Genomic DNA, 26,480 nt, shown 5'->3' with positions numbered 1-26,480 from the left:
ACACGACGGCGGAAGAAGGAAGCCAGGTGAGCCGTCGCGAAAAGCGCGCCCAAGCGGGCGGCGCTGCTGGTGGCCGCTGGCGCCTTCGAAATTGGCACCTCCGTACGAAATTGTTCGTCGTGCTGCTGATTCCCGCGCTCGCGGTCGTCGCGCTGGTGGGCCTGCGCGTCAAATCCGATCTCGACGACGCGAAGGCGCTCGCGGAATTGGCCGCGCGGGGCCGAATCGACAACACTGTTACGGAAGTAATACACCAACTGCAGCGTGAACGGGACCTCACTGTCCGCTATGTGGCCGCGAGCCGTAAGGGTGACATCGCCGAGTTGCAGAATCAGCGCCAGCGCGTCGACACGGCGATCGGCACCTTCGACCGGACGCTCGTCGACAGCCGCTCGCGGCTCGCCGCCAACGCGGCCGAGAGCCTCCGGCTCACCGAAGACCGGCTCAACGTGCTGACCGGGCTGCGCTACTCGTCCGAGCATTCGCAGTACCCGCCGGACGCGGTGCTGCGTGCCTACAGCGAGCTGATCGCGGGCATCCTCGACATCAGCGGCGCGTCGGCCGCCGACATCACCGACCCCGAGCTCGCCCGCCTGCGCCTGGCCAGCAACGCGCTCGCCCGCACCAAGGATCAGATGTCGGTCAAGCGCGCGATCCTCGCCGACGCGCTCGCCCAGGGCAAGCTGACCAACGAGCGCACCCGCGCGCTGCTCGGCGCGCAGGCCGAGATCGACTCCGCGCAGCGCGACTTCCGCACGTTCGCGAACCCCGAGCAGCAGCGGATGTACAACGACACGGTGATCGGCCTGGTGGTCGACCTCGGCAACAACCTCGCCCAGTCCGCGCTCACCCGCGCCGAGGGCGACGGCGATCTCAGCGGGCTCGACCCGAACGTCTGGGACACCTCGTCCACGTACACGATCAACCTGGTCCATCAGGTCCAGCAGGCGCTGCTCGTCCAGATGCAGAACCGCACGGACTCGCTCGCCGCGGGCGCGCGGACGTCGGCGATCACCGACAGCGGGATCGTGCTCGCCGTGCTGCTGGTCGCCGGCGTGCTGTCGGTGATCATCGCCAGGTCGCTGCTGCGGCCGCTGCGCGTGCTGCGGCGCAGCGCGCTGGAGGTCGCCGAGCACCGGCTGCCCGCGGTGGTCGAAGGCATCCTCAACGCGCAGGAGCCGCAGCCGGAGAACGTGTTGCGGCGCCTGGAGGTCGCGCCGGTCCCGGTGTTCAGCCGCGAGGAGCTCGGCCAGGTGGCGCGCGCGTTCGACGCGGTGCACGGCGAGGCGGTCCGGCTCGCCGGTGAGCAAGCGCTGCTGCGCGAGAACGTCAACTCGATGTTCGTCAACCTGTCGCGGCGCAGCCAGGATCTCGTCGAGCGGCAACTGTCCGTTTTGGACCGGATGGAGGCCGACGAGCAGGATCCCGACACGCTCGGCGGGCTGTTCGAGCTCGACCACCTCGCCACGCGCATGCGCCGCAACAGCGAGAACCTGCTCGTGCTGTCCGGCACCGACCTCGGGCGGGTCGCGTCCGGCGCCGTGGTCGCCGACGAGATCATCGGCGCCGCGGTGTCGGAAGTCGAGCATTACCAACGCATCGAGCTCAACCCGGCGCCCGAGATCGCGGTGCGCGGCGAGACGGTCAACGACCTCGTGCACGTGGTTTCGGAGCTGCTGGAGAACGCGACGCGGTATTCGCCGGAGCAGACGATCGTGACCGTGGCGAGCTCGCTGACCCCGGCGGGCGCGTGGCGTATCGAGATCGCCGACCGCGGCGCCGGTATGCCGCAGGCGGAGATCGACCGGGCCAACAAGCGGCTGGAGAGCCCGCCGGAGGTCGACGTCGAGGTGTCGCGCCGGATGGGCCTCTACGTCGTCGCGACGCTCGCGAAGCGGCACAGCATCGACGTCCGGCTCGCCGCTGCCGAAGGCGGCGGCCTGATCGCCACGGTGCTCGTGCCCGCCGAGCTCGTCACGGAACCGCCGCCGCCACTGGAACTTCCGCCGCCGCCCCCCATCGAGCAGCCTGTCGCCGAAGAGGAGCCGCCCGCGTTCACCCCGCTGGCGCCGTTGCTCAGCGAGCCGGAGCCCCTGGTGCTGCCGACGGTGGTCGAAGCGCCGCGCCGCGCGCCGGTGGTCGAGGAGTACACGCCGTCCTGGCCGGTCGAGGAGGAGCCGGAGGCGCATCACCTGGACGCGGACGCGCCGACCGAGCGGATGCCCGCCTACCAGGACGTGCTTTCGCGCTGGTTCCAGGCCGGACCGCCGTCGCGTCCGGTACTGGCCCCGGTGGATCGCCCGGCCCCCCAAGACGATCCCGTGTGGCCGTCGGAAGAAGTGTGGCCGTCGGAGTCCGACGTGGACTTCGCGGGCGACAACGAGGCGACCTCGCCCGCGCTGCCGATCGCGCGCACCTCCGGTGAGGAGGGCGTGCAGTGGCCGCCGGAGCCGATGCCGATACTCTCACTTTCCCCAGACGCGGTGCGGGAGCGGATGAGTAGTCTGCAGGGCGGTGTCCGAAGAGGACGCCACGCGAGGGGCGAAGAGGACTCCGCGACCTAACGACAAGGGACGGCAATGACGGGCCTGCTAGAAGTCATCGCACTCGACGCGGCCGACGCCGAAATCGCGCAGGCGGGTGGTGCGGACCGGCTCGAACTGGTCGCGGACATGGCGCTCGACGGGCTCACGCCGCCGCCGGATGTCGTGCGTGACGTGCTCGGCGCGACCGACCTTCCGGTGCGGGTCATGTTGCGGGACAACGGTTCCTTCGCGACCGGCGATCTGCACAAGCTGCGCGCGGACGCCGCGCGGCTGGTCGATCTCGGCGCGCGCGAGTTCGTGTTCGGCTTCCTGACGCCCGACAACGAGATCGACGCCGTGGCGTGCCGTCTGCTCGCCGAAGACCTCCAGGGTCTGCGATGGACGTTCCACCGCGCCATCGATCGCGCGCGCAACCAGCTGCGCGCCTACGACCAGCTTTCGGCGCTCGGCTGCGACACGGTGCTCGCGGCCGGGCACCCGGACGGCGTCGCCGCCGGGCTGCCGGTGCTGCGCGAGTTCGCCAAGCGCAGTGGTCCAGACCTGCTCGTCGGCGGCGGACTGCGGAGCGAGCAGGTGGCCGGGCTGCGCGCGGACGGCGTGTCCGCGTTCCATGTCGGCAGCGCGGTACGGCCGGCGGGCTGGTCGTCCTCTTTGGACGTTGACGCGGTCCGTGCGTGGGCGGCGCTCGTCAAGGACTGATCGGGCAGCCGTTTTGCCACTAGAATGGGTGGCATGACGACTGTGCGTGACGTCACCCGCGACCTGCTCCGAGAACTCGGCCTCACCACGGTGTTCGGCAACCCCGGCACCACCGAGGTCGCCTTCCTCACCGACTGGCCCAGCGACTTCCACTACGTGCTGGCGCTACAGGAATCGTCGGTGGTCGCGATCGCCGACGGGTACGCGCAGGCGAGCCGCAAGCCGGTGCTGGTCAACCTGCATTCGGCCGGTGGCGTCGGGCACGCGGCCGGGCACATCTTCACCGCGTTCCGCAACCGCACGCCGCTGATCATCCTGGCCGGTCAGCAGACCAGGTCGCTGTTGCCGGACGAGCCGTTCCTCGGCGCGACCGACGCGGCGTCGTTCCCCAAGCCGTACGTCAAATGGAGCTGCGAGCCCGCGCGCGCCGAGGATGTCCCGGCGGCGATAGCCAGGGCCTATCACGTGGCGACGCAAGCGCCGCAAGGCCCGGTCTTCCTTTCGGTGCCACTCGACGACTGGGACGCCGAGGCGGACAAGGCCGTGGCGACGCGGCCGCGGATCGCCGGTTTCGCGCCGGATCCCGAGGTGCTCGCCGAACTCGCCGTCGCGCTCGACGCGGCCGAGCGGCCCGCGCTCGTCGCCGGGCCCGCGATCGACCACGACGGCGCGGTCCCCGACTTCGTCGCGCTCGCCGAGCGGCTGCGCGCCGACGTCTGGGCGAGCCCGATGTCCGCGCGCTGTTCGTTCCCGGAAGACCACCGGTTGTTCCGCGGCTTCCTGCAGCCGGAGCGGGGGAAGGTCGCTTCGGCGCTGTCCGCCTACGACCTCGTCGTGGTGCTGGGCGCGCCGGCGTTCACCTATCACGTGTACCGGGGCGAATCGGCGACGCCGCTGCCGCCGCTCTACGTGATCAGCGACGACGAGCAGATCCTCGCCCGCGCGGCCGAAGGCGTCGGCATCCGGGCGACTTCGCAGCTGGCGATCCGGGCTTTGACTGGGCTTGTCAAGCAGTCCTCGCGGCCGTTGCCCGCTTCGCTGGAGCGTCCACGGCCGGTGCAGGGGAGCCTGATCTCGGCCGATTTCCTGTACGCGACGCTGTCGGAACTGTTGCCGGACAACGCGATCGTCGTCGAAGAGACGCCGAGTCACCGGCCGGCGTTGCAGGCCCAGCTGCCGATCAGGTCCACCGACACCGGGTTTTTGACGGTGGCCAGTGGCACACTGGGATATGGCCTGCCCGCGGCGGTGGGCGCGGCGATGGCGCGGCCGGAGCGCAAGGTCGTCGCGGTCATCGGCGACGGGTCGAGCATGTACTGCGTCCAGGCACTGTGGACGGCGGCGCGGGAGAACACGCCGGTCACGTTCGTCATCCTGGACAACTACCAGTACGCGGCGGTGCGCATCCTTGGCGAGGCGAGCGGCGGGGAGAAGGTGCCCGGCGTCGATCTCGGCGGGATCGACTTCACGGCGCTGGCGGGCAGCCTCGGACTGGCGGCCCGTCATGTCGAACGGCCCGAAGAGCTGAAAACGGCCCTGTCCTCGGCGCTCGCCGATGATCGGCCGAACTTGCTGCACGTGCGCGTTGACCCGAATCCGGTTGCCCTGTATTGAGGTTGTGTGCAACCCCTCCTGAGTGCTGAACAGCGAGAACTGGTCGACCGCGCGGGCAAGCTCGCGGACGTGTTCGCCGAGCGTGCCGCCGAGCACGACCGCGAGAACACGTTTCCCTTCGCCAACTACGACGACCTCGCGGAGGCCGGCTTCCTGCGCCTTTCGGTGCCCAAGGAACTCGGCGGCTTCGGCGCGGGCCTCGCCGAGATCCTCCCCGTGCTGGAACGCCTCGCGATGGGCGACGGCGCGACCGCGCTGGCCGTCACCATGCACATTTCGCCGCTGGGCCAGTGGGCGAACGTGTGGCGCCGCACCCAGAACCCGCGCTTGGAGGCCCTGCTGCGCCAGGCCGCCGAGGGCGGTCTCGTGTGGGCGTCGGTGACCAGTGAGATGGGCCTGCGCAACGACATGACCGACGCGCTCACCCGCGCCGAGAAGGTCGACGGCGGCTTCGTGCTGACCGGGCGGAAGAGCTTCGCCACCAACACATCCGTCGCCACCCATTGCTCCACAACGGCCCGTTTCGAGGACGCCGAGGGCGGTCCGCGGCTCCTGCTGTGCCAGATCGCGCTGGACCAGCCGGGCGTGACGATCCACAAGACGTGGAACACGATGGGCATGCGCGGAACCCAGAGCAACGACCTCGAGCTGGACGGCGTCTTCGTCTCCGACGACCGCGTGGTCCACTCGCTCCCGGTCGGCCACTTCGACGCCCGCGTACTGGAAACCGTGTGGGCTTGGGCGATGCCTGCCTTCGCGGCCGTCTACACGGGAATCGCGGCCGGCGCGCTCGACTGGACGGTCCGCAGCCTCGTCAAGCGCGGCAAGACCGAGGACCCGGTGCTGCAGGACGTGATCGGCGAGTGCCAGATCCTGGTCGAGAGCTCCCGCGCGCTCATCCACCGCCACGTCGACGAGGTCTCCAGCGGACGCCTGTTCGGCGGCGACGTGCAGGAAGGCGTCGCGCGCTGCGGTCTCGTCAAGTACGTGGCCAGCAACAACGCCGTGAAGGTGTTGCAGCGCTTGGTCGACGTCATCGGCGGCGCGTCCTACACGAAGGCCTTGCCGTTCGAGCGGATGTGGCGCGACGTGCAGGCGTCGACGTTCATGCCGATGGGCAACCTGGCCGCCCGCAAGCTGATCGGCGCCTCGGTCCTCGGCGTCCCGACGCTCCCCACCTCATAACCCTCGTGAGTGTTCCGGCCGGTTAGAACCGGTCGGAACACTCACGACCCTGGGCGAGTCCTTAGGAGTCTTGGCGGGCTTTGGGGGAGGCTTCGGCACCGCTCTCGGCCAGGTCCCACTCGGCCGCGTCGGCGGCCGCGGTCTCCGCTTCCGGGGTCGAGCCGTGCAGGAGCCGGGCGACTTCGCCGCGCAGGGACACGAACTCGGCCGATTCGCGGGTCGTGATCTGGTCGCGGTCGGCCGGCAGCGGGACCGGGAGGTCCGCGACGATCGACGCCGGGGACTTCGACAGCACCAAGACCCGGTCGCCCAGGTAGACGCTTTCGTCGATGTCGTGCGTGACCACCAGGATCGTGCTGCCCTGCTCGCGCTGGACGCGCCGGGTGAGGTCCTCCAGCTCGAAGCGGGTCTGCGCGTCGACGGACGCGAACGGCTCGTCCATCAGCAGCAACGCCGGGCGTGAAGCCAAGGCGCGGGCGATCGACACGCGCTGCTGCATGCCGCCGGACAGCTGCCACGGGAACTTCGAGCCGACGCCGGACAGGCCGACCGAGTCCAGTGCCTCCAAAGCGCGCTTGCGGCGGTCGGACTTGCTCAAACCGCCCCAGCGCAAGGGGAACTCGACGTTCTTGGCGACGGTCAGCCAGGGGAACAGCGAGCGGCTGTAATCCTGGAAGACGACCGCGAGGTCGTCGGGGACGCCGTTGACCTTGTCGTCGTGGAGCTTGACCGTGCCCGACGTCGGCGGGATCAGGCCCGCGATACACCGGAGCAGCGTCGACTTGCCGCAGCCGGAGGGGCCGACGATGCAGGCCAGCTGCCCGGCCTCCACCGTGAACGACAGGTCGGAGACGGCCACGTGCGTGCCGTAGCTGTGGTTGAGGCCGGTCACCTCGAGCATGTTCGTCATCTGATCAACCCTTCGAGGCTCGCGCGGGCTGCCAGGCCAGCACGCGGTGTTCGACCATCAGGAGCAGTGAGTTCAGTCCGTAACCGAGCACGCCGAGCAGCACGATCCATGCCCACATGGTCGTGAGCTCGTACGAGCGCTGCGCGGACAGCAATGAATAGCCGATCCCGTCATAGGAACCGAAAAGTTCCGAAACCACCATCAGGATCAGGGAAACCGACAGGCTCAGCCGGAGCCCGGCGAAGATCTTCGGCAGCGCCGCGGGCAGCACGACCATCGTGATCCAGTAGGCCTTCGGGGTGCGGAACGAGCGCGCGGTCTCCTGCTTGACCGGATCGACCGAGCGGACGCCGTCGACCGTGTTGAGCAGCACCGGCCAGATCGAGCCGAAGATGATCGCGGCGATCTGCATGCCGGGCCCGATGTGGAACAGCACCCAGAACACCGGGATCAGCGCGGGCGGCGGGATCGCGCGGAAGAACGCGAACAGCGGGCCGACGTAGTCCATGCCGGTGCGTGACCGGCCGAGCGCCGTGCCGAGCGCGATGCCGAGCACGACCGCGATCAGCCAGCCGCTGAGCATGCGGACCAAGCTGGGCACGATCTGGTCGAACACCGCGTCCGTGAGGAACAGGTGCGACGCGGGCCCGGTGAACCACAGTTTCGCCGCGCTCGCCGCGATCTCGCTGGGCGGCGGGAAGAACAGGTCGCCCGCGATCCTGGTCACGACCTCCCAGAGCGCGATCAGGCAGAGGAACAGCAGCCAATAGCGGGTGAACCCGCTCAGTCCTTTTCGGACACTCGTGGCGACGCTCACTTGACCGCCTCCCGGTCGACCGTGCTCCAGCGGAACAGCCTGCGCCCGAGTCGTTCGAGCCCTTCGTTGCTCAGGTAACCCAGCAGCCCGGCGACGACGGTCCCGGCGAGCACCAGGTCCATCCGGCCGGAGCCTTCGCTGGCGCCGACCAGGAACTGGCCGATGCCCTTGCTGGCGCCTGCCAGGAACTCGGTGCTCACCACGAGGATCAGCGCGATCGCCGACGACATGCGGATGCCGGTGAAGATGAACGGCGCCGCGTGCGGCAGCGCGACCGAGCTCAGCATCCGGGTCTTGGACGTCCCGTACGAGCGGGCCGTCTCGGTGAGCACCGGGTCTATTTCGGACATCGCGTAGATGGTGTTGAACAGGATCGGCCACACCGAGGCGTACACGGCGAGCGTGATCTTCGCTTCCGGGCCGCCGCCGATCACCAGCAGCACCAACGGGATCAGCGCGACCGACGGGATCGGGCGTAGCAGTTCGACGAGCACCTTGGTCGAGTCGCGCAGCCACTTGACGCTGCCGAGCAGCAGCCCGGCAGGCACGGCGATCGCGATCGTGATGGCCATCGCGATCAGCCAGGCCAGCGCGCTGGCGATGACGTGGCCGAGGAACACGGGGTCGCCGAGCAGCTCGAAGAGCCTGGCGAACACGATGGTCGGCGGGGGCAGGAAGAGCGCGTTCACGAACCCGGCCCGTACGAAGCCCTCCCACAGCAGGAAGAACACGAGCAGGCCGGTCAGGTTGCGCAGAAGTCTTGTCACGTTATCCCTGTGGAGCGAGCATCGGACCGGCGTCGATCCGCTGGCCGATGACGTGGAACTCGAGCAGCTGGTCGGGTACCCGCTGCAGCCGCCGAGCGTCCAAGGTGGAATGGAAGTGGGGCAGGGTGACCAGCGCGGCCGTGTCCTGGTCGACCTTGCCGAATTCGACCACGTACGGCTGGATGGCCGCGCGGTCGGCCGATTCGTCGGTCGCCTTCTTCATGGCGCGCTGGAAAGCGGTCACGGTCTTCGGGTTGTCCGCCGTGAACTTCGCCAGCGCGCCGTAGCCCGCGATCGGGAAGTCCTCGGTCGGACCGGTGGCCACGTCGGCGACCGGCACGGCGCCGATCGTCTTGGCCGCCTGGGTGATGAACGGTTCGGGCAGGTAGGCGGCGTCGACGTCACCGCGGCTCAGCGCCGCGGCCATGTCGGGGAAGGGGATCGGCGTCCACTTCACCGCACTCTGGTCGACGCCCTCGGCCTTCATCGCCGCCATCGACATGATGTGCGAGGCGGTGTTGAGCGCCGAGACGCCGATCTTCTTGCCCGCGAGGTCGCGCACCGACTTCACGGCCGAACCCGGCTTGGTGACGATCATGTTGCTGCGCGGGCTCGCGGACACCGAGTCGGCGACGATCTTGATGTCGGCCGCCTTCTTGTCCTGTGCCACGAAGAACGGCACATAGCTGGCGAACGCGAAGTCGGCCTGACCGCTGATCAGCGAGGCGAGGGTGGCCTGGCTGCTCGGCGCCGTGGTGATCTCGAGTTCGAGGCCTTCTTCCTTGAAGTAACCCTTCTTGTTCGCCAGGTGCAGCGGGGCGAGATCGATCGTGGAAATGAGCGCGACCTTGATCTTCGGCTTCTCGACCGTGCCGCCCGAAGGCGCCGGGCCGGTGCCGGAACCGCCCAGCGCGCCGCATCCGGTGAGCGCCGCCGACAGCGCCAGTGCGAGTACGGCACGTCTGAACACAGCGGATCCCTTCACCACAACGGAAAAGGCCGCCCCACCCAGCGGGCGAGGCGGCCTTCCCCGGTCAGGAAATGCTCGCCTGCGGGGCGATCATCGTGTTCACGTCGATGCGCGCGGTGATCGTGCCCTGGTCCTTCAGCAGGTCGGGGACCCGCTGCAGGCGCCGGGCGTCCAAAGCGGACTGGAAGGTCAGCAGCGTGGTCAGCGCGGCCGTGTCCTGGTCGATCTTGGCGAACTCGACCATCAGCGGCTCGATCTTCGACCGGTCGGCCGCTTCCTTCGTGGCCTTCTGCATGGCCTTCTGGAACGCGGCCACCGTCTTCGGGTTGCCGTCGGTGAACTTCGCCAGCGAGCCGTAACCCGCGGTCGGGAAGTCGGCCGTCGCGCCGGTCGCGGTGTCGACCACCGGCACCGCACCGACCTGCTTGGCGGCGGCGGTGATGTACGGCTCGGTCAGGAAGCCGGCGTCGACGTCACCGCGCTGGAGCGAGGCGGCGATCTGCGGGAACGGCATCGGGACCCACTTGACCCCGCTGGAATCGACCATGTTGTCCTTCATGACGGACTTGGTCAGCGTGTCGCAGATGGTGTTCTCACCGGTGATGGCGATCCTCTTGCCAGCGAGGTCCTTGACGCTCTTGACCTGGCTGTTCGGCATCGCGACGACCAGCGTGCTCTTCGGCGCCGCGGAGGAGGCGTCGGCGACGAACTTGATGTCGGCCGCGCCCTTGCTCTTCGCCAGGAAGAACGGCGTGTAGCTGCCGTAGGCGATGTCGACCTCGCCCGCGATCAGCTTCGTCAGCGAAGCCTGGCCGCTGGGCACGTCGACGACCTCGACCTCGAGGCCCTGCTCCTTGAAGTAGCCGTTCTTCACGGCGAGGTGGAACGGAGCCATGTCGATGGTCGGCATCGCCGTGACCTTGATCTTCGGCTTTTCCAGGCCACCGCCGCCCGACGACGACGAGCTGTCGGAACCACCTAGTGCGCTGCAGCCGGTGACGGTCACCAGAGCGGTGAGTGCCAGACCGAGCGCCGCGCGTCGTCTGTACCCCCGGGAAGTGCTCATGGCATGTCGAAGCAAAGCCAGCTCCTAGCAGAATCAGGTCGCGATTCGCCCCCAAAGGATGCGTCGGCGCCGCGGACCCGGATGGATTGGGTGTGGTCCCCCTCATGCGTGCGCGCGCCCATGGGTGCATGGTCGGCGTGAGTCACGCGGCCACTGTAGAGACCTAACCCACTGCCCTACAATGGGTGTTTGAAACTTCCCTCTGCGTGGCCGATGTCACCTGATCGGGAAGATCAGCAGGTCGGAGGCCTCACTGACCGTGTCACTCTGCGGGAATGTGTCAAACGTCCCATGATTGACAACGAGACAGAACCGGGCTTAGAGCCGCCAGCCGCCGGAAGGGTTACATCTGACCTGTTCGTTCGCTACCCTCTGCACCTGCGATCAGGCATGGACCACCGAATCTGATGAGATGGAGCGCTGGGATGGGTGAGCGGACCGAGCGGTGCTGAACCGATCATGCCCGCACAGCCGTGTCCAGGACTGAGCCGGTAGTGGCCGATCCGCACACGAATGATGTATTCAGCTCGCCGAACGATGGTGGTACAGCGGTGCCGACGATAGACACCGCGGGGGTAGGAGGCACCCCTGCACAGCGCGACGAAGTGGACGCCGAGCGGCAGCCTGCCAAGCAGGGCCGCTCGTTCCTAGGCATGCGCAACTGGCGGTTGCGCTCGAAACTGGCCGCGATCCTGATCGTCCCGACGCTCGTCGCGCTCGCGCTCGGCGGACTGCGCGCGTATGACGGACTCGACCGGGCCGCCCAGTTCCAGCTCACGGCCGACCAGGTGGATTTCGCCACCAAGGTCACCGCCGTGATCCACGAGCTGGAGGGGGAGCGCTACCTCGCGGTCGGCCGCATCGCCTCCGACGACCCGACTCGTCAGGCCGCGCTGGATCAGCAGATCAACAAGGTCGACCGGGTGGTCGACGAGCTGCGCACCTCAGCCAACGAGCTGAAGACCCAGGACCAGGCCACCAAGGACCGCTACACGCGTGGTCTCCAGCGCCTCGACGCGCTGCGCCCGCTGCGGAGCGCCTCGAACACCCCGAACTACTCGGAACTCGCCGCGCTCAACACCTACTCGTCCATCCTGGACGCGCTGGTCCAGCTCGGCCGTGAGATCAACACCTCTGTCGCCGACCGCGAGCTGCTGCGCCAGGCCGCCACCGCGCAGGCGATCAGCCAGGCCAAGGAGTTCGTCGCCCGCGGCGACGCGGCACTGGAGATCGCCGGTATCCGCCAGGCGTTCACCGGTGACATCCTCGAGCAGATCCGGGACGCGCAGGCCAGTGGTTCCGCCGAGGTCGCGGCCTTCCTCGCCGACGCCGACCCCACGCAGCGCCAGCTGTATTCCGACACCTTCAGCGGGCCGGAGGTCGACGACCGCCAGCGGCTGCGCGTCGAGACCTTCGCGCGCAACGACCAGGGCCTGCCGCCCAACATCGACAAGCTGCGCCTGAGCACCGACAGCGCCGTGGCGCTGGGCAAGCTGCGCGCGGTCGAGTCGAACCTGCTGACCACACTGCGCAACCGGGCCGACGACCTGGCGTCGCAGGCGACCCGCGCCGCCTGGATCGAGTCGGCCATCGTGGCGCTGGCGCTCGTCGCCGCGCTCGCGCTGATGCTGCTCATCGCCAGGCTCATGCTGCGCCCGCTCAAGGTCCTGCAGACCTCCGCGCTGAACGTGGCGCGCGGGCTGCCGGACACCGTGCAGGCCATCCTCGACAACCCGGACCCGGTCAAGGCCTCGAAGAGCGCCGTCGAGCCGGTGCCGGTCGACTCGACCGACGAGATCGGCGAGGTCGCCCGGTCCTTCGACGTGGTACACGAGCAAGCCGTCAAGATGGCCGCCGAGCAGGCACTCCTGCGCGAGAACGTCAACGGCATCTTCGTGAACCTCTCCCGCCGCTCGCAGCGGCTGGTGGAGCGCCAGCTCGGCGTCATCGACCGGCTCGAGGCCGACGAGCAGGACCCCGACCACCTCGCGAGCCTGTTCGAGCTGGACCACCTGGCCACCCGGCTGCGCCGTAACGGTGAGAGCCTGCTGGTGCTTTCGGGCGCCGGTCTCGCCAAGTCGGTGCCCAAGCCGGTGCCCGCGGCCGACGTCATCGGCGCGGCGGTCTCCGAGATCGAGCAGTACGCGCGCATCGAGGTCGGCATCGTGCCCGACGTCGCCGTGCAGGGCCTGACGATCCACGACCTCGTGCACGTGCTCGCCGAGCTGCTGGACAACGCCACCTACTTCTCCGAGCCGGAGACGAAGGTGACCGTCCGCGCGGTCATCACCCGCAAGAAGGCGCTCGCCATCCAGGTCACCGACCACGGTGTCGGCATGTCCGAAGACGCGGTCGCCGAGGTCAACCAGCGTCTGGCCGAGCCGCCGGACCTGGACGTCGCCGTGACCCGCCGGATGGGCCTGTACGTGGTCGCGCGCCTGGCGAAGCGCCACGGCATCGAGGTCCGCCTGCGCGAGAACGAGGACATCGAGGGCGGCATGATCGCCCGCGTCGTCGTGCCAGCCGAGCTGCTCACGCCGCTGCGCTCTGGCGCGGACGCCAGGCAGGCGCCGCCGGTCACCCGCGCGGAGACCTCGAACCCGTCGTGGCCGTCGATGCCGAGCATCCCGCCGGTCAACAAGGCCCCGTCGCCGATGCAGTCCTCGCTGCCGTCCTACCCGCCGGTCCCGGCGGAACCGTCACCCAGCTCGCCGCCAGCCGCACCCGCGCCCGCGACCGCGAACGGCAGTGCCGACAACAACGGCGGGCTCAAGCCGCTCGACCAGCCGATCAGCCTCGACGACCTGGTCAGCGGGTCCAACAAGGCCTACCGCAGCCCGAACCCGCCGCCGCCACCCGCGTGGCCGACGACCGAGGACATCGACACCGTCCACGGTGAGGGCGCCAGCGCCGACGCCAGCGAGGCGACCGCGTACACCCCGCTCGTGCTGCCGAAGCGTGAGCCGAAGTACGTGGCGCCCGAGCCGCCGAAGCCGGAGAAGCCCGCGGAGGACGCCGCCGCGCTCGAGGACGACGTCCCGACGCGCAGGCTGCCGATCTACCAGTCGGTGCTCTCCCGCTGGTTCAGCGAGGACGGCGAGGAGCAGCCGCCGCTGCCGCCGGAGGCCAAGAAGGTCGAGCCCACGCTCGCCGACGAGGCCAGCGCGGACATCGCCGAGCGCGAGGCCGCCGACCAGCACCAGGACAGCCACACCGAGGTCGTCGACACCATCGACGACGCCGACGAGGCGCCGAGGGCGCCCGCGGTGCTGCCCGCGCCGGAGCCCAGCTGGCGCAGCTCGGCGGACGAGGGCTGGCAGGCCGCGCAGTCGCTGCTGGAGACCAAGAACGAGGAAATCACCCCGGCCGGTCTCCCCAAGCGGGTGCCCAACGCATACTTGGTGCCGGGATCGATCGGCAGCCCGAGCGATTCCAACGCGTTCACCGACACGACCTCGGCGCAGCCGGGTACGGGCGCCATCGCCCGGTCGGCGTCGGCGGCGCGGAACAGGATGGCGAGTTTCCAGCGTGGCTACACCTCCGGTCGCCACGCTATGAAGGAGCAGGCGCCGGTAGGCGGCGGCGCCATCGGTTCCGAGTCGGCAGAAAGCAGTGAGGAGTGAAAGTGACACGGGCGGGTGCAGTTCAGCCGGGGGGCCAGGCGCAGCCGAACAACGCCGCGCAAGGCAAGGCCGGCCAGTCGGGCAGTTTCGCGTGGCTCATCACGGATTTCGTGCACCGGGTCCCCGGTGCGGCGCACGCCGTGGTGGTCTCCGCGGACGGTCTCCTGCTGGCGGCTTCGAGGGGCCTGCCCAAGGACCGCGCCGACCAGCTGGCGGCGGTCGCGTCCGGCCTGACCAGCCTGGCGCGCGGCGCGGCCAAGGTCTTCGAAGGCGGCACGGTCGCGCAGACCGTCGTCGAGATGGCGAACGGCTTCCTCTTCCTCATGTCCGTGTCCGATGGGTCCTGCCTCGCCGTGCTCGGCGCGCCGGACAGTGACATCGGGCTCGTGGTCTACGAAATGACGCTTCTGGTGGAGCGGGTCGGTCAGCAGCTGACTCCGGAACTGCGCGCGCAGCTCCAGGGCACGTCCACCATCCGGCGCTGAGCCGAGGAGAGACGGTCATGGACGAGAGGCGTTTACGGCGGGACGGCAGGCTCGGTGATGATTTCTCCGGGCCCGGCTTCCCCTCGCAGTCCGACGGTGACGACGCACGGGAAGACTGGAACACCTTCCGCGACCGGGTCGACCAGGAGTGGCGTTCGCGCCGCGCCGCGGTCGGGGAGCCCGAAGTCCCGCCCGCGCAGGACCCGTCCACCTGGCTGCACCCCACCGAGACGACCTCGGGTGGTGGCCCGGCGGACTTCAGCGTGAACGAGTTCCGCCAGCGCCTGCTCGGCGGTCCCAGCTCCGAGCTGTTCGGCGGGGCGGGCGGCAGCGGCCCGCTGTACGACTCGCGCGACCTGTACGACTCTCGCGAGTTCGCCGCGTTCAGCGCGGACATCGAGGCCGCGCACGCGGAAGCCGCGTCGATCGACCCGCTCGCCGCCGCGTTGCCGCAGCAGGCGAAGCAAGAGTACGTTGACGAGCGCTTCGAAGACCCCGAACCGGGTTCCGGCCTGGTTCGGCCGTACTTCCGCACCCGCGGCCGCACCAAGCCGACCTACGACCTCGCGATCGAGGCGCTGGTGTCCACCAGCGAGCACGGCCGGATCCTGGACCGCGTGCGGGTGCCGGAGCATCGCTCCATCTGCGATCTGTGCCTGGACACTCGCTCGGTGGCGGAGGTCGCGGCCCTGCTGCGGCTGCCGCTCGGCGTGGTGCGCGTTTTGATTGGTGATGTGGCCGGACTGGGCCTGGTGCTGGTGCACACGGGCAGCGCCACGGTTGGCGACCGGCCGAGTATCGAGTTCATGGAAAGGGTGCTCAGTGGGCTTCGGAGAATTTGACTCCGACGGAGGTGCGTCCTTCGTCTCGGGTCCGACCTCCTCGGCCAAGATCGTGGTCGCCGGCGGCTTCGGCTCCGGCAAGACCACGCTGGTCGGCGCCGTCTCGGAAATCGACCCGCTGACCACCGAGGCGCTGATGACCGAGGCCAGCGCTTCGGTGGACGACAACTCGGCGACGCCGAACAAGACGACCACCACGGTCGCCATGGACTTCGGCCGGATCTCGCTGGACTCGGACCTCGTGCTGTACGTCTTCGGCACGCCGGGCCAGCACCGCTTCTGGTTCATGTGGGACGACCTCGCGATCGGCGCCATCGGCGCGGTCGTGCTGGTCGACACGCGGCGGCTGTCCGACGCGTTCCCCTCGATCGACTTCTTCGAGAACCGGAAGCTGCCGTACGTCGTCGCGATCAACTGCTTCGACCGGCTGCTGCATCACCAGATCGAGGACGTCCGGCACGCGCTGACGATCTCGTCCTCGGTGCCGATCATGGCCTGCGACGCGCGCGAGCGTGATTCCGCCAAGCAGGTCTTGATCTCGGTCGTCCAGCATGCCATCGAACACGATTCGGCGTTGCAGGCCGGATAAAGATCGCGAAATGTCGGAGTGGATGCGGCCGTTGGAGTGAACTCCGCGTGCTTCACCCACTTCGGGGAGTGGCGTCACCCGGCAGGAAAACCGCCGGGCGGCGCCTGGGACTCCGGAGGTGATGAACAAGGCGTGATCCGCCTTGTTCACGCCAGGTGACCTGCCAAAATGCAAGGACGAGCAGGTCATCGCCGGAGGTCGGGCCGGTCACGTACCGATGCGTCACCCACTATGGGTTGATGCGGTACGCGCCCGGTCGCCTACGTTCGGTGTCGGAAACGCTGAGGGGAGCGGGCTCGACAGCGCGGACGTGGCGAATACGCTTGCGTCGGGCAAAGCTCGATACGGCAGCGAGGAGGGACAGTGACGGCTTCCGGCCAGCAGTCCGGTGGTTTCGGCTGGCTCATCACGGATTTCGTGCGCAGGGTCCCGGGGGCCGCGCATGCCGTGATCGTGTCCGCGGACGGGTTGCTGCTAGCGCCGTCGGAAGGTCTCCCGCAGGACCGCGCCGAGCAGCTGTCGGCGGTCTCTTCAGGTCTCATCAGCCTTTGCCAGGGCGCCGCCCGCTGTTTCGAGGCGGGCGCGGTCAACCAGACCGTCGTCGAGATGGAGCGCGGCTACCTGTTCCTCATGTCGGTCAGCGACGGTTCGTCGCTGGCGGTCCTCGCGGCGCCCACGTGCGACATCGGCACGGTGGCCTACGAGATGACCCTCCTCGTCGACCGGGTGGGCCAGCAGATCACCCCCGAGCTGCGCGCCCAGCTGCAAGGCGGCGTCCGTGGGTAGGCGGCCATGAGATCCCGTGACGACCAGGACGCCTGGGAGACACTGCACCGCGGCACCGACCGCGAGGAGTTCGACTCACCCGGCCGCTTCGAGCTGAGCCGGGTCACCGGTTTTTCACCGGCCATCGCGGTCCCGGTCGCTCCCGAGACCCCAGAGGTTTCGGTGCCCCCGGCCCAGCGCGCCCCGGTGTCCCGCCGCATCCAGCTCCGGTCGCGCGTGCGGCCCTACGCGCGGACAGGCGGCCGCACGCGGTCCGACCACGATCTGGCGATCGAGGCGTTGATTTCGACCTCTGAGAAGGGGCAGAAGTACGCGGGCGTCGGCTCGGTGGAGCACCGCGCGATCTGCGATCTGTGCATCGAGACGCGTTCGGTTGCCGAGATCGCTGCACATTTGCGGCTGCCGCTTGGTGTGGTGAAGATCTTGGTGGGCGATATGTCCGATGCCGGGCTGGTGCATATTCACCAGACGGGGATCACTTTGGGCGATCGTTCGTCGCGTGAGTTCATGGAACGCGTGCTGCAAGGGCTGCGGGCGCTTTAGGTTCCGTCGCATCTTGCGGATTGCGACTGGCCGGAAACTGTCGGTGGTCGTCGGCATGCTGGGTGGGTGTACAGAGGGGATTGGGCTGAGCACCCATTGCTCACGGGCTCGCCTGAGGTGGTCCGGGTTTCCGAATTGATGGCGCTTGGGGTGTCTCGGCGGGCCATCGATCGGCGGTGTGAGCCGGGTGGGCCTTGGCGACGGTTGCTGCGGGGGATCGTTCTGCTCAGCCGGGCTGAGCCGAGCGCTCGGCATTTGCTGCGCGCGGCGGTGCTGCATGGGCGTGACGATGCTGTGGTGACCGGGCTTTGGGCGTTGCGGTGTCATGGGTTGCGGCGGATACCCGAGCCGGGTGAGATCCACGTGCTGGTGCCGGATGCTCGACGGGTGCTCAGTCGGGATTTTGTTCTGGTGGAACGAACTCGGCGATTACCTCGGTCGTCTCTTCGCCAGGGGGTGCCGGTGGCGCCGGTTCCGCGAGCGATCGTGGATGCGGCCCGCCGATTGAATGGGCGCGACGGGATCCAGGCGATCATGGCTGAGGCGCTGCAAAGGCGGCGGTGCACCCCGGAAGCCATCGAGCGAGAACTTGTCGCGGCGGCGCATGCGGGCGCGGCCCTTCCGCGTGAAGCGTTGGTTCCGCTGTTGGGCGGTGCTCGATCGGTCGCCGAGGCTGACGCTTGGCGGCTGTGGCAGCGCTCGGGTTTGCCACCGTGCCAATGGAATGTGAAGATCCTCGACGCGGAGGGCCGCCACATCGCCACGCCGGACGGCTGGTGCGACGAGGTGGCACTCGCCTGGGAGATCGACTCACGCGAGCATCATTCTGCCGACGATGATTTCGGGCGGACTTTGGCGAGAAACGCGCGGTACGTCGCCGCCGGGGTAGTGGTCTTGCAGACCTTGCCCGCATGGCTTCGGTCGGATCCGGATCGGGTGATCGCGGACTTGCGCGCGGCTTATGCCACCGCGCTGGCGCGGCCGCGGCCTGCGGTCACTGTGGAGGATTTGCGGCGTTGAACGACCCATTTCTTCCACAGTCACCCGAAAGGTGAGGCCTGCCCAGCCGAGCCGTTTCTTCCACGGTCACCCGGAAAGCTAATCCTCGACCAGCGCCGCCGAAGTGATCCTGTGCAACGGGTACCGCTGATTGTCGCTGCCTTCCAAAATCCCCCCACCAACCCGAGAAGGCCGCACGACCCGTTGACTCGCCGTCCCCCGCGAATCCACGAACCCGATCAAAACCTCACGCCGGTCCTGCACCGCCTGAGCGAGAAACTCCAGCGTCGCCGAAGTCGAAGCCGCGGCCCCGCTCCCGCCATGCGACCGCATCGAAGTCCCGCGCCGCCGCCCGACCGCCAGATCCCCGGCCCGAAGGTGCGCGACGATCTGATCGATCTGCACCCCGGTCAGCCCGGCCGACTCCGGCGCCACCCGCCTGGCGGGCCGTGGACGGGCGGGCACCCGTCGGCCCGATGGGCGGATGTCGACCACCCGGCCGTCCGGGCCCTCGGCGGCAGGTGCGAAACCCGCGCCACGTAAGGCTTCCAGGACTTCGGCGAGCGGCAGGGTGCTGATCAAGACCGTGGGTGCGATCATGCGGAGCGCGCAGTCCGAAGCGACCGGATGCGCCATGACCTCGGCCAAGAGCGCCTCGTCGTCGCAGCGGAGGAAACACTCCGCCACGCCGCCGCGGAGCCTGCCGTGGCGGCGGGCGACGTCGTCGATCAGGTACGTGAGGGTCTGGGGGACCGGGGTCGCGGACTTGGTGGTGAAGAGCTGCTGCAACTCGCCCGCCGTGCGGCCGGCGTCGAGGGCGCGGCGGACCGAGGCTTCGGTGACGCGGTAGACCGTGGCGTGGCCGGAGGACTCGATGTTCGCCACCGCGGCCATGTCGGCGGCGAGTTCCGGTTCGAGCGGGCCGGGGGCGATGACCGTCAAGTCGGCCTGTACCAACACTTTGTCGACCGGTTTCGGCATGGACTCGAGCAGGGCCGCGACGGCGTTGGCGCGGTCTTCCTCCAGTGTCGCGCGGGTGGCCGTGGTGAGCGCGCCGAGCGCGAGCACGCCGAGTGCCGACGCTTCGGCCATCGTCCAGCGGACGGTTTCGTCGCGCAGGCGGCCGCCGCGGCGGGGGGCTCGCCAGGCCAGTACCGCCACGAGTTCGTCGACGCTCTTGACGCCCGCGCCCTCGGGGAGGTCGGCCAACGCCATCAGCACCCGGCGGCGGGCGAGTGGGGCCAGCGGGCGGCGTATTTCGTCGGACAGGGGCGCGATCGGCTTGTCCTTGGCGTCGCGGCCGCCCGCCAAGCCGGGCAGGCGGGGCAATTCCAGCCAGGCTTGGACGATCGTGAGCCAGCGTTGTGGCGCGGCCGCTGCGAGCCAGGAGTCGGTGAGCGTGGTCGGCACCCACTCGGGCGACGCGGCTTCGCTGTCCGCGACGAGACCCGAGCCGACCGCGAGTTCGGCCAAGAGCGTCGCGCGCGGCTCGTCGATCTCGTTGTCCTTGGCCAGCTTCTTCAGCTCGCGCACGCCGAGGCCGCCGGACTTCAGCACCGGGGGCGGGGCCGCGGACCAGGACAACAGCAGATTTTCCATCTGCCGCAACAGTTCCATCGCCTCGCCTGCCGCCACCTCGTCCACTGTGGACTGCTGGTGCGGGTTGGTCGGCAGCTCCGGCTCCTGCAGCGCACCCGGCGTGAAGACGTGGCCGCCGCGTAGCTGGATCCCGAGTTCGCGGGGCAGTTCGACCGTCTGGTCGTCGCGGCGCAGCAGCAGCCCGCGCGCGAGCAGGCGCTGCACGGGCGTTGTCGCGCGCTCGAGCGGGACGTCGATGCCCGCGTCGCGGGTACGGCCGATCGGCTGGCCGGCGGCGAGCGTGCCGATGAGGGCGCGCTCGTCCTCGCCGAGCCCGCTCAGGTCCACCCCCGCGAGCGCGGGGACGGAGGCGCCGAGCCCGGCGGGGAACGGGCCGAGCGCGTCGCGGGCCGACGGGGGCACGCGCAACGCGTCGTCGTCGCCCCAGACGAGCAGCCGGGACCGGAGCCGCTCCAGCGGCTCGGTGATGTCGACCTCGACCATCGCCTGGACGTCGGCCAGCGTGGCCGCGTCGGTGTCCGCGCCCGCGAGCAGCAGGGCGTCCAGCACGGCGAGGGTCAGGGTGTCGAGGTCTTCGCACGCACGCGCGACCGAGCCGGGTGTCCCGGCCCTGGTGGCGAGGACGGTCGTGTCGGACGGCGGCGGCGTGGCCAGATCGCGTCTGCGCCGCAGCAGCACGGCGAGCGCGTCGTCGGGCGCCGCACGCAGCCAGTCCGCAAGAGAGGTCGCGGGCATCGTTGGTCCAGGATACCGGGTGCGCGCGGGCCGCCGCCCGTCCGGCAGACTGTCCCCAAACGTGGGCTGAGCACCAATAGGAGGGCGTCGTGGCGAAGGCCGAGAACGGCAAGAAGAAGAACGGCATCGATCCGACCTGGCCGCACGGCGCCGAGGGCGAGCACCCGGTGACCGAACTGACCTCCGACCGCCAGGGCGCGCTGTCCCCGTTCGGCGAGGTGACATTCCCGCTCGGGAATGTGCCCTACACCCACCCCGAGACCGAGATCAACCGCTAGAAAGTTACTGGTCAGTCGCCCCTGCGAGGGTCAGTGGCGGCCGTCACCGGAGTAGGTTTCCGGTGGTCCATGTAGAGCGTTCTGAGCGGGGTTAGCATGCCGGTTCCCGGTCCGGGTTATTCGATCACCGTCCGGGTCGAGGCTCCGTCCTCGTCGACCGCGGCGGGTGACCTCACCACCGCCGTCGGGCGGGTCGGCGGGGTGTTGACCGCTTTCGACGTCGTCGAGTCGCACGCCGACTCGATCGTGGTCGACATCAGCGCCAACGCGCTGTCCGAGAATCACGCGCAGGACATCACGCAGACGCTGGACTCGCTGCCAGGGGTGCGGGTGCGCAAGGTCTCCGACCGGACGTTCCTGATCCACCTCGGCGGCAAGATCGAGGTCCGGCCCAAGGTCGCGCTCCGCAACCGTGACGACCTCTCCCGTGCTTACACGCCCGGCGTCGCGCGGGTGTGCCAGGCCATCGCCGCGAACCCCGAGGACGCGCGACGGCTGACCATCAAGCGCAACACCGTCGCCGTGGTCACCGACGGCTCGGCCGTGCTGGGGCTGGGCAACATCGGCCCGGCCGCGTCGCTGCCGGTGATGGAGGGCAAGGCGGCGCTGTTCAAGAAGTTCGCCGACGTCGACGCCTGGCCGGTGTGCCTGGACACCCAGGACACCGAGGAGATCATCACCATCGTCAAGGCGCTCGCGCCGGTCTACGCGGGCATCAACCTCGAGGACATCGCCGCGCCGCGCTGCTTCGAGATCGAGGCGCGGCTGCGTGAGCTGCTCGACATCCCGGTGTTCCACGACGACCAGCACGGCACCGCGATCGTGGTCGTCGCCGCGCTGCGCAACGCGCTGCGCGTGGTCGGGAAGAACATCGAGGACTGCAAGATCGTGGTCAGCGGCGTCGGCGCGGCCGGGTCCGCGATCATCCGGCTGCTGCTGCGCAAGAACCCCGGTGACATCGTCGCCGCCGACATCGACGGCATCGTCCACTCGGCACGCGGCAACCTCGACGACAACCTCACCTGGGTCGCCGAGCACACCAACAAAGCCAACGTCGCCGGCACGCTGCACGAGGCGCTCGTCGGCGCGGACGTGTTCATCGGCGTTTCGGCGCCCAACCTGTTCGGTGCCGAGCAGGTCGCGACCATGAACAAGGACGCGGTCGTGTTCGCGCTGGCCAACCCGGACCCCGAGGTCGACCCGATGGAAGCGGGCAAGCACGCCGCCGTCGTCGCGACCGGCCGCAGCGACTTCCCGAACCAGATCAACAACGTGCTGGCGTTCCCCGGCGTCTTCCGCGGCCTGCTCGACGCGCACGCCAAGCACATCGACGACGCCATGCTGCTCGCCGCGGCCGACGCGATCGCCGACGTCGTCGACGAGTCCACCCTGAACGCCTCGTTCATCGTGCCGTCGGTCTTCGACAGCACGGTCGCCCCCGCCGTCGCGGAAGCTGTGAAGCGGGTCGCGCGCAAGGAGAGCTAGCCTCTCGTGTTGTGAGCGAACTGAGCCACGTCGACCAGTCCGGGGCAGCCCGGATGGTCGACGTTTCCGGCAAGACGGAGTCCAAACGCGTCGCGATCGCGGGCGGGACCGTGCACACCACCGCCGAGGTACTGGCGCTGATCACGGCCGAGGGCCTGCCCAAGGGCGACGCGCTGGCGACCGCGCGGATCGCCGGGATCATGGGCGCCAAACGCGTGCCGGAGCTGATCCCGCTCTGCCACCAGATCGCGCTGTCCGGGGTGAAGGTCGAGTTCGAGCTGGCGGCCGCCGCCGTCCACATCACGGCGACCGCCAAGACGACCGACGTGACCGGCGTCGAGATGGAGGCGCTGACCGCCGTCGCGGTCGCGGGCCTGACCCTGCACGACATGATCAAGGCCGTCGACCCGGCCGCGACACTCGACAATGTGCGCTTGATCCGCAAAACGGGCGGTAAGTCCGGGATTTGGGAGCGGCCATGAAGACGGCCAAGGTCATCGTCGCCTCGAACCGCGCGGCGCGCGGCGTCTACGAGGACAAGACCGGTCCGGTGATCGTCGACTGGCTGACCGCGCGCGGCTACGAGGTCCCCGCGCCGCTGGTGGTCGAAGACGGCGAGCCCGTCGGCGCGGCGCTGCGGGAAAGCGTCGGCGCCGACGTCATCATCACGACCGGCGGCACCGGCATCTCGCCGACCGACAAGACCCCGGACGTCACACGGGCCGTGCTGGACTACGAACTCCCCGGCATCGCCGACGCGATCAGGGCGGCCGGGCTGCCGCAGGTGCCGACCGCGGTCCTGTCGCGCGGCGTGGCCGGTGTGGCAGGCCGGACCTTGGTGGTGAACCTGCCGGGCTCACGCGGCGGCGTGAAGGACGGCCTCGGCGTGCTGGAGGACATCTTGGACCACGCGGTCGACCAGCTGGCCGGTGGCGACCACCCCCGGCCGGAGCCCTCGGCGCCCGTCCGGATCGCGCGCGTGGAGGTGACCGACCGGCTCCTGTCGGTCGAAGAGCACGCGAGCCTCGTCGACGACGCGGCGGCCGGTGCCGTGGTCACGTTCGGCGGCGTGGTCCGCAACCACGACGGCGGCCGCTCGGTCCTCACCTTGTTCTACGAGGGTCACCCGTCCGCGGGCGAGGTACTGGCCGAGGTGGTCAACGATCTGGCCGGGCGCTGGACCGGAGTGCGAGCCGTGGCCGTGAGCCACCGCCTGGGCGCGCTGGAGATCGGCGATGTGGCCCTCGCGTGCGCCGTGGCGGCCGAACACCGGGCCCAGGCTTTCCAGGCTTGCGCGGAGCTGGTCGACGAGGTCAAAGCCCGATTGCCGGTCTGGAAGCACCAGCGCTTCATCGACGGCACGGACGAGTGGGTCAACTCGCCTTGAGTTTTTTCACCCGCCCGTGTTTCGAATCCGCGAGCCGTGGGCAAGTCACTAAGTACGGGTAAGGGTAGAGACGGGGCCGGGCTCGCAGACGCGTCGGGGCGCACGCGAGCCGCGACGGCCCTCGGGAAGCGGACACGCACAAAAGCAGGACCCCATCGCCAGGGGATTTACGCGATGGGGTCCTGCTTTTCTAGCTCAGCGTGATGCCGGACTCATGCTCGGTGAGCAAGGGTCACTTGGTGGCGATCTTCTGGCCAACGACGATGAAGTCGGCGTTCGGGATGTACTGGGCGTTGAGCTCCTGGAGCTTCTTGTAGCCACCCTGCACGTTGAACTGCTTCGCGATCTTCGACAGGGTGTCACCCGCGACGACGGTGTAGTCACCGGCCGGGTTCGAACCCGCGACGTTGGCGGCGGCCGGAGCGGCCGGGGCCTTCGGAGCGGCAGCAGCGGCCTTCTTCGGCGCGGCAGCGGTGGCCTTCTTGGCGGCCGGGGCCTTGACCGACTTCGCGGTCGTGCCGCCACCGCCGAGCTTGCCGCACTTCGGCCAAGCGCCGATGCCCTGGCCCTGGAGGACGCGCTCGGCGACAGCGATCTGCTCCTCGCGGGAAGCGTTCGCCGCGGAGCCGGTGCCGCCGTAGGCCTTCCAGGTGCTGGCCGAGAACTGCAGGCCACCGTAGTAGCCGTTACCGGTGTTGGTGTTCCACTTGCCACTGGACTCGCACTTGGCGACAGCGTCCCAGTCGACGGAGCCGGCAGCCTGCGCGGGGGTCGCAGCGATTGCCAGCGGCGTGCCGACCGCGATACCCGCGATGGCGATGCGGGCGATGTTCTTGGTGGCGGCGGACATCTTGCGGTGCTTGCCTCGGTAAGACATGTGAACTCTGCTCGTCTTCCACTGCCTGCGAGTCTTCGCTGTGGGTCAGGCCGGAGCCTGGCCGGGGCCGTTGGGTGACGGTCCGGCAAACCTCGTCGACGCACGGCGCGTCTTCTCGGTCCCCTCGCCCCTGTCCAGAAGTGCTTTCGCTCGGGGTATGGGTCCGGGGATCCGATGGACAGGGTTAGGCGCTTCGGATTCCCGGTCTTGCGTGTTGGTCGGGGCCAACGAGAAACGACGGTACGTAATCGGCGCCGTGATCGGAAATTATTCTGGCTGTGACCTACATCACAGTAACAGCACGCAACCTATAACGATTCGTGCATCGTCGCAGGTCAGACCGCCGTTATCTGGCCGTTTCCTACCCGAGATAATTCACGGAATGTGAGGCTTGAGTCACGTCGTTTCGACGTCAAGGGACCATTTGGCTCGCGAGGAAGCGGGCACTCTATTGCTTCTTGAGGAAGTCGGCCAGTCCACTCAGGTCGTCGGTATTCAAAAAGTCAACTCCTGCGTCGAGCTGCTCCTGCCAGAGCGCGGTCCGATCGGCGCCGGCGCCGTCCGGCGTCGCCCAGAAGCGCACCTTCTGACCTGCGCGATGTGCGTCCTGGGTGATCTGGCGCAGCTTCGCGCGCTCGGCGGCGGGCATCGGACCGGCCCCGGTCCAGGTGAAAACCTCGGTCCAGTCATCGGACACCAGCGGCGTCACCCGCCGGTCGTCCCCGATGTGCAGGTCGGCCTGGTCGAGGATGCGGCCGTCATAGAACGCCTTGCGGTACCGCTGGGCGACCAGAACGTCCTTCGGGCGCGAACCGGACAGCACGGCCGTGACAGGCCCCTGAAGCACCAGTCCGAACGCGTAGGTCGTGAAGAGGAAGGAGTAGCGCGGGTCGTTCAGCCGCTTCTGAAGCGCCTCGTAGGTGCTGTTCGCCTCGCTCTTGACGTCCACCAGCAGCTGGAAGGCGGACGGACGCCGGTAGACGTGCCCGAAGTTGTCGAGCACCCGCTTGCGCAGCGGCTCCAGGTAGAGCGACTCCAGGGTGCGGTCCGGCTTGAGCTCCCCGGCGGTGTGGCCGACGAGCAGCTGGCCGTCGACGAGGAAGATGTCCGCTTCGACGCTGCTGAAGCCCTGGTCGAGGGCGTCGAACAGCGGGCGGGTGTGCTCGTAGTCGTTGTGCGCGTGAGCCTGCGCGAGCGGCCGCACCTGGCGGGAGGCGGACGCGGGAGCGCTGGCCAGCGTGGCCATCACGAGGGCGGCGAGCATCGCGGCGATCAACTTGCGAGTCATATCGCGCATCCTGAGCGATCTTGAAGGCCGGTCAGTGAACAACAGACAGCCCCCAAGCGAACCCTCGCCAGATGCTGGTCGTGAGTGTTTTGGCCGGTTAGAACCGGCCGTACCACTCACGAGCTCTTAACCGCCCGCGAACGGCGGCAGCACGTCGATCTCGGCGCTGTCCTCGAGGACCCGCGTGACGTCCCGCACCGCGACGCCGTCGAGCAGGAAGCCCGCGGCGAGCAGGATCTTCGGGAGGCCTTCGGGGTGCAGCCTGGCGAGTTCGGCCTTCAGCCCGGCCACCGTCGTGTTCGCGGCAAGCTGAAGTTTCTCCTCTTCGACACCGGCCGCGGCCCGTGCCGAAGCGAAGTAGCGCACCCGGACCGAGATCGTCTCCATACC

General features: G+C 69.1%; 24 protein-coding genes. 15 read left to right on the top strand and 9 right to left on the bottom strand.

Going from position 1 to position 26,480, the window contains the following annotated elements; translation table 11 throughout:
* Positions 1-26: 26 nt before the first annotated feature.
* The 4 genes from BLV57_RS08470 to BLV57_RS08455 are packed head-to-tail and all read left to right on the top strand — an operon-like array spanning position 27 to position 6,044.
* Positions 27-2,564, top strand: a complete 2,538-nt coding sequence (locus tag BLV57_RS08470; RefSeq protein ID WP_091288102.1) for a sensor histidine kinase — start codon at positions 27-29, stop codon at positions 2,562-2,564.
* A 15-nt stretch (positions 2,565-2,579) separates the two neighbouring features.
* Positions 2,580-3,245 carry a copper homeostasis protein CutC gene (locus BLV57_RS08465; RefSeq protein WP_091288101.1) on the top strand — a complete coding sequence of 222 codons (666 nt, stop codon included), beginning with the start codon at positions 2,580-2,582 and terminating at the stop codon, positions 3,243-3,245.
* Between the two features lie 33 nt (positions 3,246-3,278).
* The gene (gene mdlC, locus BLV57_RS08460; RefSeq protein WP_091289021.1) at positions 3,279-4,859 is read left to right on the top strand and encodes a benzoylformate decarboxylase; all 1,581 of its coding nucleotides are present in this window, start codon (positions 3,279-3,281) and stop codon (positions 4,857-4,859) included.
* Positions 4,860-4,865: 6 nt separating this feature from the next.
* Positions 4,866-6,044: an acyl-CoA dehydrogenase family protein gene (locus BLV57_RS08455; RefSeq protein WP_091288100.1), complete on the top strand. Its 1,179-nt coding sequence runs from the start codon at positions 4,866-4,868 to the stop codon at positions 6,042-6,044.
* 61 nt (positions 6,045-6,105) lie between these two features.
* Here BLV57_RS08455 and BLV57_RS08450 read toward each other — a convergent pair whose 3' ends face one another.
* The 5 genes from BLV57_RS08450 to BLV57_RS08430 all read right to left on the bottom strand — a co-directional run bounded on the left by BLV57_RS08450 (position 6,106) and on the right by BLV57_RS08430 (position 10,574).
* On the bottom strand, positions 6,106-6,954 hold the full coding sequence (locus BLV57_RS08450; protein WP_091288099.1) for an ABC transporter ATP-binding protein: 849 nt from the start codon (positions 6,952-6,954) through the stop codon (positions 6,106-6,108).
* Positions 6,955-6,958: 4 nt separating this feature from the next.
* Complete coding sequence (locus BLV57_RS08445; RefSeq protein WP_091288098.1) at positions 6,959-7,771, bottom strand: ABC transporter permease; 813 nt, start codon at positions 7,769-7,771, stop codon at positions 6,959-6,961.
* On the bottom strand, positions 7,768-8,538 hold the full coding sequence (locus tag BLV57_RS08440) for an ABC transporter permease (RefSeq protein WP_091288097.1): 771 nt from the start codon (positions 8,536-8,538) through the stop codon (positions 7,768-7,770). The genes BLV57_RS08445 and BLV57_RS08440 overlap by 4 nt, the downstream gene beginning before the upstream one ends.
* A gap of 1 nt (position 8,539) precedes the next feature.
* The gene (locus BLV57_RS08435) at positions 8,540-9,508 is read right to left on the bottom strand and encodes an ABC transporter substrate-binding protein (protein WP_245757222.1); all 969 of its coding nucleotides are present in this window, start codon (positions 9,506-9,508) and stop codon (positions 8,540-8,542) included.
* A 64-nt stretch (positions 9,509-9,572) separates the two neighbouring features.
* Positions 9,573-10,574, bottom strand: a complete 1,002-nt coding sequence (locus tag BLV57_RS08430) for an ABC transporter substrate-binding protein (RefSeq protein ID WP_091288096.1) — start codon at positions 10,572-10,574, stop codon at positions 9,573-9,575.
* Positions 10,575-11,125: 551 nt separating this feature from the next.
* On the opposite strand from BLV57_RS08430, the gene BLV57_RS08425 reads away from it, so the two are divergent.
* From BLV57_RS08425 to BLV57_RS43905, 7 genes are all read left to right on the top strand, one after another.
* On the top strand, positions 11,126-14,197 hold the full coding sequence (locus tag BLV57_RS08425) for a sensor histidine kinase (RefSeq protein ID WP_091288095.1): 3,072 nt from the start codon (positions 11,126-11,128) through the stop codon (positions 14,195-14,197).
* Between the two features lie 2 nt (positions 14,198-14,199).
* Positions 14,200-14,682, top strand: coding sequence for a roadblock/LC7 domain-containing protein (locus tag BLV57_RS08420; RefSeq protein WP_091288094.1), 483 nt, complete (start codon positions 14,200-14,202; stop codon positions 14,680-14,682).
* A 17-nt stretch (positions 14,683-14,699) separates the two neighbouring features.
* On the top strand, positions 14,700-15,524 hold the full coding sequence (locus BLV57_RS08415; protein WP_091288093.1) for a DUF742 domain-containing protein: 825 nt from the start codon (positions 14,700-14,702) through the stop codon (positions 15,522-15,524).
* Complete coding sequence (locus tag BLV57_RS08410) at positions 15,505-16,113, top strand: GTP-binding protein (protein WP_091288092.1); 609 nt, start codon at positions 15,505-15,507, stop codon at positions 16,111-16,113. Before BLV57_RS08415 ends, BLV57_RS08410 begins: the two co-directional genes overlap by 20 nt.
* A gap of 363 nt (positions 16,114-16,476) precedes the next feature.
* A complete protein-coding gene (locus tag BLV57_RS08405; protein ID WP_091288091.1) occupies positions 16,477-16,899 on the top strand; it encodes a roadblock/LC7 domain-containing protein in 423 nt (140 codons plus the stop codon).
* 6 nt (positions 16,900-16,905) lie between these two features.
* Positions 16,906-17,442, top strand: a complete 537-nt coding sequence (locus BLV57_RS08400; RefSeq protein ID WP_091288090.1) for a DUF742 domain-containing protein — start codon at positions 16,906-16,908, stop codon at positions 17,440-17,442.
* 462 nt (positions 17,443-17,904) lie between these two features.
* Positions 17,905-18,462: a hypothetical protein gene (locus BLV57_RS43905; protein ID WP_245757221.1), complete on the top strand. Its 558-nt coding sequence runs from the start codon at positions 17,905-17,907 to the stop codon at positions 18,460-18,462.
* Between the two features lie 78 nt (positions 18,463-18,540).
* Here BLV57_RS43905 and BLV57_RS08390 read toward each other — a convergent pair whose 3' ends face one another.
* Positions 18,541-20,775, bottom strand: coding sequence for a helicase-associated domain-containing protein (locus BLV57_RS08390; protein WP_091288088.1), 2,235 nt, complete (start codon positions 20,773-20,775; stop codon positions 18,541-18,543).
* Between the two features lie 89 nt (positions 20,776-20,864).
* Between BLV57_RS08390 and BLV57_RS08385 the strand changes: the two genes are divergently transcribed.
* The 4 genes from BLV57_RS08385 (at position 20,865) to BLV57_RS08370 (ending at position 23,925) form a co-directional block, all read left to right on the top strand.
* The gene (locus tag BLV57_RS08385) at positions 20,865-21,053 is read left to right on the top strand and encodes a hypothetical protein (protein WP_091288087.1); all 189 of its coding nucleotides are present in this window, start codon (positions 20,865-20,867) and stop codon (positions 21,051-21,053) included.
* Between the two features lie 96 nt (positions 21,054-21,149).
* A complete protein-coding gene (locus BLV57_RS08380; RefSeq protein WP_091288086.1) occupies positions 21,150-22,538 on the top strand; it encodes an NAD-dependent malic enzyme in 1,389 nt (462 codons plus the stop codon).
* A gap of 11 nt (positions 22,539-22,549) precedes the next feature.
* The gene (gene moaC / locus BLV57_RS08375; RefSeq protein WP_091288085.1) at positions 22,550-23,020 is read left to right on the top strand and encodes a cyclic pyranopterin monophosphate synthase MoaC; all 471 of its coding nucleotides are present in this window, start codon (positions 22,550-22,552) and stop codon (positions 23,018-23,020) included.
* Positions 23,017-23,925, top strand: a complete 909-nt coding sequence (locus tag BLV57_RS08370) for a molybdenum cofactor biosynthesis protein MoaE (RefSeq protein WP_091288084.1) — start codon at positions 23,017-23,019, stop codon at positions 23,923-23,925. Before moaC ends, BLV57_RS08370 begins: the two co-directional genes overlap by 4 nt.
* Positions 23,926-24,157: 232 nt before the next feature.
* Here BLV57_RS08370 and BLV57_RS08365 read toward each other — a convergent pair whose 3' ends face one another.
* From BLV57_RS08365 to BLV57_RS08355, 3 genes are all read right to left on the bottom strand, one after another.
* Entirely contained in the window at positions 24,158-24,802 is a 645-nt protein-coding gene (locus tag BLV57_RS08365; protein WP_091288083.1) for a transglycosylase family protein, read from the bottom strand.
* A gap of 448 nt (positions 24,803-25,250) precedes the next feature.
* Positions 25,251-26,090 (bottom strand): phosphatidylinositol-specific phospholipase C/glycerophosphodiester phosphodiesterase family protein, encoded by an 840-nt coding sequence (locus BLV57_RS08360; RefSeq protein WP_091288082.1) that lies wholly within the window; start codon positions 26,088-26,090, stop codon positions 25,251-25,253.
* A gap of 126 nt (positions 26,091-26,216) precedes the next feature.
* A complete protein-coding gene (locus BLV57_RS08355; RefSeq protein ID WP_176968544.1) occupies positions 26,217-26,477 on the bottom strand; it encodes a MoaD/ThiS family protein in 261 nt (86 codons plus the stop codon).
* Positions 26,478-26,480: the final 3 nt, after the last annotated feature.

This window comes from Amycolatopsis xylanica (assembly GCF_900107045.1).
In the GTDB taxonomy this organism is placed as follows: domain Bacteria; phylum Actinomycetota; class Actinomycetes; order Mycobacteriales; family Pseudonocardiaceae; genus Amycolatopsis; species Amycolatopsis xylanica.
Note: the sequence above shows the minus strand (reverse complement) of the source record. Positions and strands in the feature narration are given on the sequence as shown.